The organism is Rhizobium sp. FG113, from assembly GCF_057809895.1.
Genome location: NZ_JBMDKV010000005.1, coordinates 236,480 through 251,367, shown reverse-complemented (window position 1 = coordinate 251,367; position 14,888 = coordinate 236,480). Strand labels below are relative to the sequence as shown.

At 62.1% G+C, this 14,888-nt stretch carries 13 protein-coding genes; 7 read left to right on the top strand and 6 right to left on the bottom strand.

The window, feature by feature from the left end; all coding sequences use genetic code 11:
• Positions 1-13 precede the first annotated feature (13 nt).
• The gene (locus ACODTZ_RS15995; RefSeq protein WP_489026754.1) at positions 14-274 is read right to left on the bottom strand and encodes a hypothetical protein; all 261 of its coding nucleotides are present in this window, start codon (positions 272-274) and stop codon (positions 14-16) included.
• A 102-nt stretch (positions 275-376) separates the two neighbouring features.
• Positions 377-1,291, bottom strand: coding sequence for an oxygen-dependent coproporphyrinogen oxidase (hemF, locus tag ACODTZ_RS15990; RefSeq protein ID WP_489026753.1), 915 nt, complete (start codon positions 1,289-1,291; stop codon positions 377-379).
• 176 nt (positions 1,292-1,467) lie between these two features.
• Between hemF and ACODTZ_RS15985 the strand changes: the two genes are divergently transcribed.
• A complete protein-coding gene (locus ACODTZ_RS15985; protein WP_018897365.1) occupies positions 1,468-1,728 on the top strand; it encodes a hypothetical protein in 261 nt (86 codons plus the stop codon).
• A gap of 3 nt (positions 1,729-1,731) precedes the next feature.
• On the opposite strand, the gene ACODTZ_RS15980 is transcribed toward ACODTZ_RS15985, so the two are convergent.
• Positions 1,732-3,378 (bottom strand): Na/Pi cotransporter family protein, encoded by a 1,647-nt coding sequence (locus tag ACODTZ_RS15980; protein ID WP_047506123.1) that lies wholly within the window; start codon positions 3,376-3,378, stop codon positions 1,732-1,734.
• 195 nt (positions 3,379-3,573) lie between these two features.
• Positions 3,574-4,035 (bottom strand): tRNA (cytidine(34)-2'-O)-methyltransferase, encoded by a 462-nt coding sequence (locus ACODTZ_RS15975; protein WP_489026752.1) that lies wholly within the window; start codon positions 4,033-4,035, stop codon positions 3,574-3,576.
• 382 nt (positions 4,036-4,417) lie between these two features.
• On the opposite strand from ACODTZ_RS15975, the gene ACODTZ_RS15970 reads away from it, so the two are divergent.
• A complete protein-coding gene (locus tag ACODTZ_RS15970) occupies positions 4,418-6,286 on the top strand; it encodes an ABC transporter ATP-binding protein (RefSeq protein WP_489026751.1) in 1,869 nt (622 codons plus the stop codon).
• 194 nt (positions 6,287-6,480) lie between these two features.
• Entirely contained in the window at positions 6,481-8,394 is a 1,914-nt protein-coding gene (locus ACODTZ_RS15965; RefSeq protein WP_489026750.1) for a methyl-accepting chemotaxis protein, read from the top strand.
• Between the two features lie 97 nt (positions 8,395-8,491).
• Here the strand turns inward: ACODTZ_RS15965 and ACODTZ_RS15960 are convergent, their stop codons facing one another.
• Positions 8,492-8,734: a hypothetical protein gene (locus ACODTZ_RS15960; protein WP_489026749.1), complete on the bottom strand. Its 243-nt coding sequence runs from the start codon at positions 8,732-8,734 to the stop codon at positions 8,492-8,494.
• 162 nt (positions 8,735-8,896) lie between these two features.
• On the opposite strand from ACODTZ_RS15960, the gene ACODTZ_RS15955 reads away from it, so the two are divergent.
• Positions 8,897-10,765: an ABC transporter ATP-binding protein gene (locus ACODTZ_RS15955; protein ID WP_112980151.1), complete on the top strand. Its 1,869-nt coding sequence runs from the start codon at positions 8,897-8,899 to the stop codon at positions 10,763-10,765.
• Positions 10,766-10,785: 20 nt separating this feature from the next.
• Here ACODTZ_RS15955 and ACODTZ_RS15950 read toward each other — a convergent pair whose 3' ends face one another.
• Positions 10,786-11,718 carry an endonuclease/exonuclease/phosphatase family protein gene (locus ACODTZ_RS15950; RefSeq protein WP_489026748.1) on the bottom strand — a complete coding sequence of 311 codons (933 nt, stop codon included), beginning with the start codon at positions 11,716-11,718 and terminating at the stop codon, positions 10,786-10,788.
• 287 nt (positions 11,719-12,005) lie between these two features.
• Between ACODTZ_RS15950 and petA the strand changes: the two genes are divergently transcribed.
• From petA to ACODTZ_RS15935, 3 genes are read left to right on the top strand one after another with little or no spacing between them, the layout of a single operon-like run.
• The gene (petA, locus tag ACODTZ_RS15945) at positions 12,006-12,584 is read left to right on the top strand and encodes a ubiquinol-cytochrome c reductase iron-sulfur subunit (RefSeq protein WP_112941073.1); all 579 of its coding nucleotides are present in this window, start codon (positions 12,006-12,008) and stop codon (positions 12,582-12,584) included.
• 13 nt (positions 12,585-12,597) lie between these two features.
• The gene (locus tag ACODTZ_RS15940; protein WP_047506107.1) at positions 12,598-13,875 is read left to right on the top strand and encodes a cytochrome b; all 1,278 of its coding nucleotides are present in this window, start codon (positions 12,598-12,600) and stop codon (positions 13,873-13,875) included.
• Positions 13,876-13,901: 26 nt separating this feature from the next.
• Positions 13,902-14,768 (top strand): cytochrome c1, encoded by an 867-nt coding sequence (locus ACODTZ_RS15935; RefSeq protein ID WP_047506103.1) that lies wholly within the window; start codon positions 13,902-13,904, stop codon positions 14,766-14,768.
• Positions 14,769-14,888: the final 120 nt, after the last annotated feature.

The window sequence follows — 14,888 nt, the reverse complement described above, 5'->3', positions numbered from 1 at the left end:
ACGGTGAGCCCGATTATTCGGGCATCGCCCATGCGCGGTAGCAATCCGTGTGGGCGCTATTGTTCTGGCCCTTGGTGCGGCGCGACAATTCTTCGGCGGACAGGCCGCCGGCGAGTTGAAGCTTGACCTGTTCCACAAAGCAGGAAAGGGGCAGATCGGAACCGCTCTTGGCTTTCAGCGCTTCGGCCAGCCTGTTCAGCAGTTCGGGTGTGTCGATTGGGCGGGGTGGCTGTTGAGCACCTGCCGTCGCCGGTGTTCCACTCTGCATCGTCATGACAATCCTCCTCCGATTGTTGAACGCGTACATGCATGAAATGGGTATCCGGTCCGCTTATTGAAAGCCTCTCACACGCAGTTTACCGATCTTTCCTCCCAGTTACGGCCAGCGAACGGCGGGGGGTAGCGATGAGAGAATGGACTCGACATTCCCACCCGTTTTCAAGCCGAAGATCGTTCCCCGGTCATATAGCAGATTGAACTCGACATATCGCCCACGGCGAATCAATTGTTCTTCACGATCTTGTTCTGTCCACTGTTTATTGAAGTTGGAGCGAACAATCCGTGGATAAACCATGGCGAAGGCGCGGCCGACATCGCGGGTGAAGGCGAAATCGGCGCTCCAGCCGCCCGCTTCCTCGCTCGAATGCAGCCAGTCGTAGAAGATGCCGCCCGTGCCGCGCGCTTCGTTGCGGTGCTTGAGGAAGAAGTATTCGTCGCACCACTTCTTGTAGGCGTCGTAATCGGCGACGCCCGCGTGGCTGCGGCAGGCGATTTCCATCGCCTTGTGGAACAGGCGGGTGTCGTCGTCTTCCTGGGTGCGGCGGCGGTCGAGCACCGGCGTCAGGTCGGCGCCGCCGCCGAACCAGCGGCTCGATGTCACCACCATGCGGGTGTTCATGTGCACGGCGGGGACGTTGGGGTTCACAGGGTGGGCGATCAGCGAGATGCCTGAAGCCCAGAAGCGCGGATCGTCCTTGGCACCGGGCATCTGGGCGCGCAGGTCGGCGCTGAATTCGCCGTAAACGGTGGAAGTGTGGACGCCGACTTTCTCGAAGACGCGGCCTTCCATCATCGACATGCGGCCGCCGCCGCCGGCGCCGTTCTCGCGCTTCCAATCCTTGGCGACGAAGCGGCCGGGCTCACGATCGGAAAGCGGCCCTGCGAGCTCATTCTCGATCGCTTCGAAAGAGGCGCAGATCTGGTCGCGCAGGCCCTCGAACCAGGTGCGGGCCATCTCCTTCTTGTCCTCGATATCCGCGGGCAGGCCGATCGGAAGTTCGGGTCGTTCCATAGTCGTCGTCTCCGGTATGCGCGCGGGCAAAATTCGAGTCATGCCCGCTTCAATCGCCCCTGATAGCAGGTCGTTTGGCATAGCGCCAACAGCCCAACGGCGTTGGTGAGCAGGCTTCAGATTCGACTCGCAATATTCAGGCGTCGATACTACCTTTTGTATTAGAGGTAGGTTGTATGACGAAGATCCCAGGACCGCCGTCATTTGACGGCTTGAAACGACGGATTGCCAAGCACCGGGCCGAGGGCACGCCGCGCAAGAACGACCGGTTCGTGCGGCAGACCTATTGCCTGGCGCTGCTCGATGCGCGCGCCAAGGCCCGCGAGTGGTTCGACGAATATCCCAAGGCCGCCTACTGGACCGAGGTCGAGAGCTGGCGGCAGCTCGACGGCGACCAGATCGAGTTCACCATGCGGCGTCTGCCATCGGCCGATTGAGGCCTATTCGGCGGCGTCGCGCAGGCGGCTTTCGATCAGGAGGCCGCTTTCATCCAGGATCGGATGCGCGACAGAGACGATGTGGGCGTTGATGCGCTTCAGGTCGCGCAGCATGTCGAGATGCAGCGAGCTCGTCTGCAGGCTGTCGGCACGGCCGTCGCGCAGGCGCTCCAGATGGCGCTCGGAGGATTGTTTCTCCATACGGCGCACTTCCACCTTCACTTCCATCAGCTGACGGGCGAGATTGAAATCGCGGGTGACGAAGATCGTCTGGGCGATACGCAGGTTTTCCAGCGTCAGGTGGAAGAGCTTGCTCAGCTCCTCGTAGCCGTCTTCTGAGAATTTCAGGCCGAGCGAGACCTTTTTGGCGACCTGCGGCAGCAGACCCTTCTCGATGATGTCGCCGATATGCTCGAGATTGATGGCGTAATCGATGATGACGATGGAGCGGCGTCCGTCCTCTTCGCTGAGGCCGCCTCGGCCGAGCTTGGAGAGATAGATCTTCACTTCCTGCTGCAGGCTGTCGACGCGCTTTTCGAGGCTCGCGATCTCCGTCAGCTTCGACATGTTGTTGCGCTCGAAGGCGTCGGCTGCGCGCTGCAGCATGCGCTCGATCAGGTCGCCGACACCAAGCACTTCGCGGGTCGCGCTGGCGAGCGCCACGACCGGTGTCGAGAGTTCCTGCGGATCGAGATAGCGCGGCGCGTTGTCGGCCTGCTCGTCCTCGGGGACGAGCTTCAGCATCAGGCGCGACAGCAGCCGCGAGAAGGGCCAGGCGAGGGCCGCAAGCAGGAGGTTGAAGCCGAGATGGGCGTCGACCGGCAGCTTGGCGGGAGACAGCGGCAGGGTTTCCAGCAGATCGGCGCCGAAGCCGGCGAGCGGCAGCGCGATCAGGCAGCCGATGGCGCGGACGATCAGGTTGCCGAGCGTGACACGCTTGACCGATGCCGGGCCGGAAAGCGAGGCGATGACGGGCGGGATGGCGCCGCCGAGATTGGCGCCTAGCACCAGCACGATGACAAGGCCGGCCGACAGGATGCCCGTCGAGGCGAGCGACAGGATGAGGACGACGGCGGCGAGGCTGGAGGAGGAGATGAAGGCGATGCAGGCCGAAAAGGCGAGTGCCACCGGCCAGGCATTGTCGAGCAGGCCGATGAAGGCCGAGAGCGCCGGTGACTGGCGCATCGGCTCGGTGGCGCTGCTCAAGAGGTGCAGCGACAGCAGCATGAGGCCGATACCGATCAGCGCCTGACCGCCGCCCTGGCGGGAGGTCGAGCCGCCGCGATAGAGCACGATGCCGGCGAGGATGACCAGCGGCGACAGCCACTCGATGCCGGTCGCGACGATCCAGGCGGTGACGGCGGTGCCGACATTGGCGCCCAGAAGCACGATCTGCGCCATGCGCGGCTTGACCAGCTCGCGCTCGACGAAAGAGGCGACCATCAGGGCGGTCGCGGTGGAGCTCTGCAGCGCGATGGTCGCAACGAAGCCGGAGACGAAGGAGCGCAGGCCGCTCTTGGTGCCGGAGGCAAGCCCGGTCCGCAGACGCGCGCCGAAAGCCCGCGATACGCCATCCTTCACCTGCGACAGGCCGAACAGCAGCAAGGCTACGGCGCCGAAGAGGTTGATCATGACGATTGTGGATTCCATGCGGGCTTGTCTTTTTCTATCTCTTGGCGCCTTCAGCGGCGCGTTTGGCGACTCTCTGGTTGCGGCAAATCATTGAAATATCGGCATATCGTCCGATTTTTTGTTTGCCCGGCTAAAAATTATACGCCTGATCGGCGATTTCACAACGCCGTTCGCGACATTATGCGCCGCTGAACCGGCATTTCCGTGGCAGGGTCAGGACCAGACGGTCTGGCGCATGGCTTCGCCCGTGATCATCGCCGCCGATACCGCGACATTGATCGAGCGTTGGCCCTCGACCATAGGCACCAGGATGCGGGCATCGGCGGTGTCGTGTACGTGGTCGGGCACACCAGCGCTCTCGCGGCCGAAGAGCAAGATATCGTCGAGGTGGAAGCGGAAGTCGGTGTAGCGGCCGGAGGCCTTGGTGGAGGCCAGCACGAGGCGGCGGCCAGTCGTCTTGCGCCAGTCCTCGAACTGCTCGAAATTGACATGGCGGGTGAGGGCGGCGGCGGCGATGTAATCCATGCCGGCGCGCTTGAGGTTGCGGTCGGAGATGTCGAAACCGGCGGGCTCGATGATATCGACGGCAAAGCCAAGGCAGGCGGCGAGCCGCAGGATGGTGCCGGTGTTGCCAGGAATATCGGGCTGATAGAGTGCTATTCTGAGGTCCGCCATGATCGCCCCGTTTGATCGCTTCTGTCCGGCCTGACCTATTGCAAGTGCGGTTTTGGTGCAACAGCCTGCTTTCTGGGCGCGAATCTTTGGCTTTCGGCAAGTTTGGGCTGGAAAGCCCATCAATTTCGCGTTATCGGTGCATATCTTCAATCGCCAACAAGGGAGCGTCAAGATGAATGCATTGCCGTATGTCAGCCTCCCGTCCGCCAATATGCGGATCATGGCGACCCGACGCTCCTAAAGCGTCCTTTTCTTTCTGATCTCCCTTTCGTAATCCATTGCGCGGCCATGTTGGCCTCGTCCCTTGAACGTCCACTGCCCATATAAGCCGTTGCGCGTCTGTGCCGGCGAGGGCAGGAACGCTGAAGTTCGGAGCATTTTCATGTTTGGCTGGTTTGAACAGCGTCTCAATCCTTTCCCCTCCGAGGAGCCCGGCGTTCCTCCCAAGGGGCTGTTTGCCTTCTGCTGGCACTATACGAAGCCCGCGGCCCCATGGCTTGCGGCCATGGCCGTGCTGACGATGCTGATCGCGGTCGGCGAAGTCGCGCTGTTCCAGTTCCTCGGCAATATCGTCGACTGGCTGACGCATGCCGATCCCAAGACCTTCCTCGAGACCGAGGGTTACAAGCTCTACTGGATGGGTGCGCTGATCCTGATCGGCTTGCCTCTGGCGGCGGTGGCGGATTCCGTCATCATGCACCAGGTGCTGATCGGGAACTATCCGATGATCGCCCGCTGGCAGATGCACCGTTTCCTGATGCGTCACAGCATGACCTTCTTCGCCAACGAGTTCGCTGGACGCGTGGCCACCAAGGTGATGCAGACTTCGCTTGCGGTGCGCGAGACGGTGATGAAAATCCTCGACGTCTTCGTCTATGTCGTCAGCTACTTCATCTCGATGATCGTGGTCATCGCCGCGGCCGACTGGCGGCTGATGATCCCGATCCTGGCATGGCTCGGCGTCTATATCGCTATCGTCGCCTATTTCGTACCGCGTCTGCGCAAGATCGCGGCGATGCAGGCCGATGCGCGTTCGTTGATGACCGGCCGCGTCGTCGACAGCTACACCAACATCGCGACGGTGAAGCTGTTCTCGCATGCGGGCCGCGAGGAGACCTATGCCAAGGAGGGCATGGACGGCTTCCTGCAGACCGTGCATCAGCAGATGCGCAAGGTCACGATGTTCCACGCAGCCGTTTATATCAACAACTGCGTGGCGCTGTTCGTGATCTCGGGCCTGTCGATCTGGTTCTGGCTGAACGGCGGCATCTCGGTCGGCGCGATCGCGATTGCCATCGGTCTTGCCATGCGCGTCAACGGCATGTCGCAGTGGATCATGTGGGAAGTCTCGGCGCTGTTCGAGAATATCGGCACGGTCTATGACGGCATGGAGATGATGACGAAAGAGCACGACATCACCGACAAGCCGGGCGCTTCGTCTCTGACGGCCAAGAAGGGCGCGATCCATTACGACCGGATCGGGTTCCATTACGGGAAGGGCAAAGGCATCATCGAAAACCTGTCGCTCGACATCAAGGCGGGCGAGAAGGTGGGTCTGGTCGGTCGCTCCGGCGCCGGCAAGACGACGCTGATGAACCTGTTGCTGCGGTTCTACGATCTCGAAGGCGGCCGCATCACGATCGACGGTCAGGACATCTCGCATGTCTCGCAGGAAAGCCTGCGCGAGTTGATCGGCGTCGTTACGCAGGACACGTCCCTGCTGCACCGCTCGATCCGCGACAACATCGCCTACGGCCGTCCGGATGCGACCGATGCGGAGATCATCGAGGCGGCGAAGCGGGCGAACGCCTGGGACTTCGTCGAAGGCCTGGTCGACATGCAGGGGCGCAAGGCGCTCGATGCGCAGGTCGGCGAGCGTGGCGTGAAGCTGTCCGGCGGCCAGCGCCAGCGTATCGCGATCGCCCGCGTGTTCCTCAAGGACGCGCCGATCCTGGTTCTCGACGAGGCGACCTCTGCGCTCGATTCCGAGGTCGAGGCGGCGATCCAGGAGAACCTGTTCGCGCTGATGGAGGGCAAGACGGTCATCGCCATTGCCCACCGTCTGTCGACGCTGACGGAGATGGACCGGCTGGTCGTGCTCGACAAGGGCAAGATCATCGAGGCCGGCTCGCATCTCGAACTGGTGGGTGAGGGCGGCGTCTATGCCGATCTCTGGAACCGCCAGTCGGGCGGCTTCCTTGCCGATCATTCGGACGAGGATGGCGTCCAGAAAGAGGCTGCGGCGGAATGACGCAGACTTCCCCCGCTCCGGCACGCGCTTGGAGCGGGGGAATTTGACTTATATCAAGAATGGCGCGGCGTTTTCGCGGGGTCTCGTTGCGGCGCCGATAAAAGCACGCATTGGTGGTAAGTTTTTGTTTAGCGGAGACTGGCACAAGGGTTTCATAGATTTAAGCGTTCTTTGAAACTTTTCAGGTGCCAGCCATGAGCTCTCTCAAGATCAAGTTTTTCCTGCCGGCTCTCTTTGCCTTCATCGTCATCATCCTCGTCGCCCAGGGTGCCGCCGGCATGCGGTCGGTGTGGCAGCTCAACAGCCAGGCCGAAAGCATCAGCCTGCGCATGGACAAGTCGCTGATGATCGCGGAGATGGAGCGACGCATGTCCGACGTCCGCCGCCTCTATCTGGCGGTGTTCGCCGCCGTCAGCGATGAAGAGCAGAAGGCTCTTATTGATCAGATCAAGACGGCCACCGCAGCTCGTGAGGATGCCGTTGCCACGTTCGAAGCCGCGCAATCGGCCGGCCCACGGCCGCGGTTCGAGCAGCTCAAGGGTATGATGGCGGATTACGACAAGCTCGGCGAGCAGTTCGCCAGCCTGCTTGCCAGCGCGCGCAACAGCGATGCCAAGGCCGTCATCGAGAAGATGACGCCGATGGGTAACGCGGCCGGTGATATCCTGCAGGGCATGATCTCAGACAACCGTGCCGCCGCCGGCAGCGACAAAAAGGCTGCGGCCGAGACGACCGAGGTCGTGACGATTGCAACGATCGCCGGCGTGCTGATTGCCGTGCTGCTCGCGATCGGTGCCGCGGTGCTCAGCCTCGTTCGTGTCACGCGGCCGATCGGCGCGATCACACAGTCGATGAACGCGCTGGCCGCGGGCGATAACCATGCCGCCATTCCCTATGCCGGCCGTCGTGATGAGATTGGTGAAATGGCCGCTGCCGTTGCCGTTTTCCGCGAAAATGCGCTGGAGCGCGAACGCCTCGAGCGCGAGACGGAAGCCAACCGCTCGATGAGCGAAAGCGAGCGGATCGCGCGCGAGGAGCAGAAGGCGCGCGAGGCGGCCGAGGTGTCGTTCGCGGTCGACAATCTGGCGCGCGGGCTGAAGAGCCTCTCCGACGGCGACCTGACCTTCCGTATCGAGCAGACCTTCGCCGGCCAGCTGGACCAGCTGCGCATCAACTTCAACGAATCCGTTCACGGGCTGGAGCGCGTGCTGCGCGTGGTCGGCGAAAACGCCCGCAAGATCGATTCCGGCGCCAACGAGATCCGCGCGGCGGCCGACGATCTGTCGAAGCGCACCGAGCAGCAGGCGGCTTCCGTCGAGGAGACCGCGTCGTCGCTGGAACAGGTGACGACCGCTGTCCGGGATTCGGCCGCACGGGCCGGACAGGCGGGCGAGCTGGTCGAGACGACCCGCAGCGGCGCCGAGCGCTCCGGCGCGATCGTCGAGCAGGCGGTGGCGGCGATGGAGGCGATCGAAACCTCGTCGGACGAAATCTCCAACATCATCGGCGTCATCGACGACATTGCCTTCCAGACCAATCTTCTGGCGCTGAATGCCGGTGTCGAGGCAGCACGCGCCGGTGAAGCCGGAAAGGGCTTTGCGGTCGTGGCGCAGGAAGTGCGCGAACTGGCGCAACGCTCTGCCAATGCCGCCAAGGAGATCAAGGCGCTCATCACCAAATCGGGCGATCAGGTGCGAGAGGGTGTGGAACTGGTCGGCGAGACCGGCCGGCAGTTGTCCGTCATCGTGTCCGCGGTCCAGGAGATCAACGGCAACGTGTCGGCCATTGTCAGCACCTCGCGCGAACAGTCGACCGGCCTCAGCGAGATCAACGTCGCGGTCAACCAGATGGACCAGGGCATCCAGAAAAATGCGGCGATGGTCGAGCAGACGACGGCGGCGACTCACAGCCTGGCGCGGGAAGCCGCGGCGCTGATCGAGCTTCTCGCGCAGTTCAGGTTGAGTGAAAATCAGGTTGCCGCCGTGCGCATCGCTTCGGAGGCGAGCCATCAGGCCGTCCATTCGCCGGCCCGCGCGCTCGGTGCCCGCGTTGCCCGCGCCTATGGCGGCTCACAGGCCGCGGCCGCGGCGAACTGGTCGGAATTCTGAGCGGATACAGATCCGCAAGGCCCACAATTGAAAACGCCCTCCCTGGGATATCGGGAGGGCGTTTTTATTTTGTAATCAGTCGCTTGGATGTGTCTGCTCAGTGCCTGTCGGCACTCAGGCTATCCGCCCAGTCGATGACGCGATGGCCCTCGACCGCCATGCTGCTGGCAAAGGCAAGCGTGCGCAACGTCATGAGCCGACGCTGCTCTTCATTATCGATCCAAGCGGCAACGGCTTCCGCCACGACCTGGTCGTGCGCTACGCCGAACTGCTCTATGACCGCATCGAGTCTTTCCGCCAAAGGCAACGGTATGCTCGACACGAGTGTCCTCTTTTGCATTGTGGCCGTCTCCCGTGAAATCTCATGCTATTCCCACATTGTGGCGGGACATGTCTCATTCAACGACGATGCCGTCGATGTTACCAATCATTACCAAAATATAAGGTTGGTCCGGCGAACGGATTGCTTTCCCCATCCGGCGGATAAGCCTATATCGCAAATATGCTCCTAAATCGACTCTTTCGTGCCTTTGAAACCTGGATTGATCCTTTCCAACCGCGCGACAACATTCAGCCGCCGCGGTCGACGACGGGCTTTATCTGGTTCTACATCGGCCAGGCCAAGCTGCCCTTCATCGCGATGCTGGTTCTCGGCGGCATGTCGGCCGCCATCGAGGCGGCGCTGTTCTGGTTCGTCGGGCGCGTCGTCGATATTCTCGCCAGCATCAAACCCGACGTCGGCTGGCACGGCCTGCTCGCCGCGCATGGCTTCGAGCTGTTCGGCATGCTCTTCCTCATCGGCCTCGTGCGCTTCATCGTGCAGCTCATAATCGCGCTGGTCGATCAGCAGGTGATCACGCCGGGGTTCTACAATCTCGCCCGCTGGCAGTCCTACCTGCATGTGTCACGGCAATCGCTGTCGTTTTTCCAGAGTGATTTCTCCGGGCGGATCGTCACCAAGGTGTGGTCGGCGGGGCAGGCGACGGGCGATCTCGTGACCTCGCTGATGGAGAGCGTCTGGTTCGTCGGCATCTACGCGGCAACGACGCTGGTGCTCGTAGCGCGTCTCGACCTGTCGCTGGCGGTGGTTGTGCTCTGCTGGCTGGTCGCCTTCGGGGTTCTGGCACGCTATTTCGTGCCGCGCATCCGGCGCCACTCGCGCGATACGGCCGAATCCGCCTCGATGCTCAACGGCCGCATGGTGGATGCCTATAGCAATATCCAGACGCTGAAGCTGTTTGCCCGCGACGAAGAGACCGATCGCTACATGCGGCAGGGCTTCGATACGTTCCAGGCGACGGTGCTGCTCTTTACCCGCTTCATCACCGGCGTGCGCGCTTCGATGGCGCTGCTCTCCGGCATCATGATCGTGACCATGGCCGGGCTCAGCGTGCATCTGTGGCTGCAGGGGCTTATCAGCTCGGGCGCCGTCGCGTTTTCGCTGGCGCTGGTGCTCAGGCTGAACTTTCTGCTGGGACGGCTGATGACGCAGTTCAACGGCATCATGCGCAATCTCGGCACGATCCAGAACTCGGCGGAGCTGATCTCCAAGCCGCTCGGTCTCGTCGACAAGCCGGATGCGCCGGATCTCGTCATCGCCGAGCCCGGCATCCGTTTCGACGACGTGTCCTTCCACTATGGCAAGGGCAGTGGCGTGATCGACCATTTCTCGCTGACGATCGCTCCCGGCGAGAAGGTCGGTATCGTCGGCCGGTCGGGCGCCGGCAAGTCGACGCTCGTGAACCTTCTGCTGCGGCTCTACGATCTCGAAGGCGGGCGCATCCTGATCGACGGGCAGGATATCGCCGGCGTCAGACAGGAATCGCTGAGGATGCAGATCGGCGTCGTCAGCCAGGATACGTCGCTGCTGCACCGCTCGGTGCGCGACAATATCCTCTTCGGTCGCCCGGATGCCGGTGAGGCCGGATTGGTCGAGGCGGCCCGTCGCGCGGAGGCGATGGGCTTCATACAGCGGCTGGAGGATCAGCAGGGGCGCAAGGGGTTCGACGCGCATGTCGGCGAACGCGGCGTCAAGCTCTCGGGCGGGCAGCGGCAGCGCATCGCGATTGCTCGGGTCATGCTCAAGGATGCTCCGATCCTGGTTCTCGACGAGGCGACGTCGGCGCTGGATTCCGAGGTGGAAGAGGCGATCCAGACGAACCTCAACCGGATCATGGACGGCAAGACGGTTCTGGCGATCGCGCACCGGCTGTCGACGATCGCAGCGCTCGACAGGCTGATCGTCGTCGACAAGGGGCGGATCATCCAGGAGGGCACGCACGAGGCGCTGCTGCGCGATGGCGGGCTGTACGCGGAGCTCTGGGCGCGGCAATCGGGCGGCTTCCTGGCGGCCGATCTGGAAGAGGTCTAGGCGTTCCAGCTCATCCGCTGCTAGCGATCGATGGCGATCTCGGCCATCAGCCCGTAGTGGTTGGAACCGGCATTGTCCGCAATCTGCCTGACCGAGACCAGACGCAGCGGCGGGCGGGCGAGTACGTGGTCGATGGCGATGCCGAGCTTGCCGGCTCGGGTGGGCCATGTCGCGGGCTCCGGAAAAACCGTGTTCAGGCCGGCGGTGCGGACGAAATCCTGGATATGCGGATCGATGATGGCTGAGTTGAAATCGCCGGCGACGATCAGCGGTCCATCCACCGACTTGACGACCTTGCGTAAATCCCAGAGCTCGTCGACTTGGAAATCGTCGAAATAGGGCTTTGCGAGGTGAACGGAGGCGAGGTGGACGGGCGTGCCATCGACATCGATCGTCACCTGGACGAGGCGATTGGGCCATAGATCGCCGAGGGTTCTCACGCCTTGTTCAAGGAACGGGCGCTTGGAAAGCACCAGCGTATCGCATCCCGGCGTGCCGACGCCGCAGCCGATGCGATACGGGTAGGTGGCCGAGATCCGAGGGAGCTCGGGGAGCAGCGGTATGGCCTCGAGGATGTTGACGACATCGGCGCCGGAGGCGATCACGTCCTCAGCGATGCGGCGGCTGTTTTCGAAATTGTCGTTCTCGATGTTGAAGGACATCAGCCGCAGGATGGGGCGCGACGCAGTCGCCGGCGGAGCGGCCTCGAATTCCTTCAGCATCAGCACGCCGTGGCCGGCAAGCAGCACCGACACGGTGACGAGCAGATAGGTATACCAATGGCGTCTGATGAGCATCAGGACGAGGCTTGCGGCGAGTGCTGCGAGCGCGAAATGGACCTGAAAGCTGTAGACGAAGGCAAGCAGCCAAGTGTGCGTGAGATAACGCAAAGAAATGGCGGCAAGCAGCAGCGAGACGAGAACACTGCCCACGCAGAATAAAGTGTGTCTCATAGGATGGCACCGGGCGTGAGCGAGTAATATTTCGGCCACGTAACACGCGGCCGGATATGTTGCAACGCAACACTGTTGCAGCCGCGCGATTGTCCTAAAGAATCAACTCTCAAGGGCCGCGACATTGTGCCCACTTGCCCTGCCGAGGCTGGACATAATTGATGATCGATAATAGAACGCGCCTTAGTGGGTGGGGAATCTAAGTTCGAATATCTGTATGACAGATTCGTCGCCTTGGAGGGATGGCGCGGAAAATTCCGCGAAGTTTGGGCAGAGGATGTTAAGCCGTGAGCGAACACGAAACGACAGGCGGGGTCTCTAGCGAGCCCACACGCCGTGATTTCCTTTATTTAACCACGGGTATGGCAGGCGCCGTCGGCGCCGTCTCTGTCGCATGGCCGTTTATCGACCAGATGCGTCCCGACGCGTCGACGCTGGCTCTCGCTTCCATCGAAGTCGACGTCTCGAGCCTCGAGCCCGGCATGTCGCTGACCGCCAAGTGGCGCGGCAAGCCGATCTTCATCCGCAACCGTACACCTGAGGAAGTGAAGGCTGCAGATGACGTTCCGCTGGCGGAGCTCAAGGATCCGATCGCGCGCAACGCCAACCTCGCCGCCGACGCGCAGGCGACGGGTGTCGATCGTTCGGCCGGCAAGGACAAGGAAAACTGGATCGTCATGATCGGGTCCTGCACCCATCTTGGCTGCGTTCCGCTCGGCCAGGCCGGCGAATACAACGGGTGGTTCTGTCCCTGTCATGGCTCGGTCTACGATACGGCCGGCCGCATACGGAAAGGCCCGGCACCGCAGAATCTCGCGATTCCGACCTATTCGTTCGTTTCCGACAAAGTTATCAAAATCGGTTGAGGGGGACTGATTTATGAGTGGCCATTCCAGCTACGAGCCATCAACCGGCCTTGAGAAGTGGATCGATGCACGCCTGCCGCTGCCTCGTCTCGTCTATGACAGCTTCGTCGCCTATCCGGTTCCGCGTAACCTGAACTACGCCTACACCTTCGGCGCCATGCTGTCGGTGATGCTGATCGTGCAGATGCTAACCGGCATCGTGCTCGCCATGCATTATGCGGCGGAAACATCCGTTGCCTTCAATTCCGTCGAAAAGATCATGCGCGACGTCAACCACGGTTGGCTGCTGCGCTACATGCACGCCAACGGCGCGTCGTTCTTCTTCGTCGCGGTCTATCTGCATATCGCCCGCGGCCTCTATTACGGCTCGTACAAGGCGCCGCGCGAAATCCTCTGGATCCTCGGTGTTCTCATCTATCTCCTGATGATGGCGACCGGCTTCATGGGCTACGTTCTGCCCTGGGGTCAGATGTCCTTCTGGGGCGCCACGGTTATCACCGGCTTCTTCTCGGCATTCCCGCTGGTCGGCGAATGGGTGCAGCAGTTCCTGCTCGGCGGCTTCGCGGTCGACAATCCGACGCTGAACCGCTTCTTCTCGCTGCACTATCTGCTGCCATTCGTCATTGCCGGCGTCGTCGTCCTGCACATCTGGGCGCTGCACGTCACCGGTCAGACCAACCCGACCGGCGTCGAGGTCAAGACCAAGACGGATACGGTGCGGTTCACGCCCTACGCGACGCTCAAGGATGCGCTCGGCGTTTCGGTGTTCCTGCTTGTCTACGCCTATTTCGTCTTCTACCTGCCGAACTTCCTCGGCCACGCCGACAACTACATCCCGGCCGACCCGTTGAAGACGCCGGCGCATATCGTTCCGGAATGGTACTTCCTGCCGTTCTACGCGATGCTGCGCTCGATCACCTTCAACATCGGACCGATCGATTCCAAGCTGGCTGGCGTTCTCGTCATGTTCGGCGCCATCATCGTGCTGTTCTTCCTGCCGTGGCTCGACACGTCCAAGGTTCGTTCCGCGGTCTATCGCCCGTGGTACAAGATGGCTTACTGGCTGTTCGTGATCAACGCGATCATCCTCGGCTGGCTCGGTTCGCAGCCGGCGGAAGGCCTCTACACCACGATCTCGCAGATTTGCACGCTGCTCTACTTCGCCTTCTTCCTTGTTGTCATGCCGGTCCTGGGTCTCGTCGAGACGCCACGCCGGGTGCCGAACTCGATCACCGAGGCGGTGCTGGAGAAGCGCAACAAGTCGGTCGCTGCCGAAGCGGCCAAGGCATGAGCGGGCGGCGAGAGGGAACACACATCATGAAAAAGCTTGTTGCAAGCATCCTGTCACTCGCAGTCGTCGGCTGTCTCGGGAGCGCGGCCGTCGCGCAAGAGGCAAAGCCCGCCGAACATCACGAGGCGGCGACCCCGCACTATCCGCTGAAGGAGCCAAAGGAGGTCGACTGGACCTTCGCCGGTCCCTTCGGCCACTACGACAAGGGCCAGCTGCAGCGCGGCCTGAAGGTCTACACCGAAGTCTGCGCCGCCTGCCACTCCATGCACCTCGTGCCGTTCCGCATGCTGGGCGATCTCGGCTATTCGGAAGCGCAGGTCAAGGCGTTCGCCGCCAACTACGAAGTGCAGGACGGCCCGAACGCCGCCGGCGACATGTACAGCCGCAAGGCCGTGCCGTCGGACTACTTCCCGTCGCCATTCGCCAACGCTGAAGCGGCCGCTGCGTCCAACAACGGTGCGGCGCCGCCGGACTTCTCGCTGATCGCGAAAGCCCGCGAAGTCGAGCGTGGCTTCCCGCGCTTCATCTTCGATATCTTCACGCAGTATCAGGAAGGCGGGCCGGATTATATCTACTCGCTGCTGACCGGCTACGAGAACCCGCCTGAAGGCACAACGGTGTCGCAGGGCCAGCACTACAACCCTTACTTCCACGCCGCCTCCGTGCTCGCCATGCCTCCGCCGCTGTCGGATGGCCAGGTGACCTATGACGACGGCACTGCCGGTACGGTCGACCAGTATGCCAAGGACGTCGCCTCGTTCCTGATGTGGGCCGCCGAGCCGCATCTGGTCGAGCGCAAGCACACCGGCTTCATGGTGATGATCTTCCTTTTGATCTTCACCGTGCTGATCTATCTCACCAAGCGGTCGGTCTACGCCCGCAAGGACCACTAAGCCCGAGGGCTTTCGCAGGCAGGGAAGCGTTTTCCTGCCTGCTCTTCTTTTTTCCTTTCCCTTTCATTTCAATAGGGCTTCTTCAGGCGCGCTTGTGATGCGGCTTGCGCGAGCGCTTGT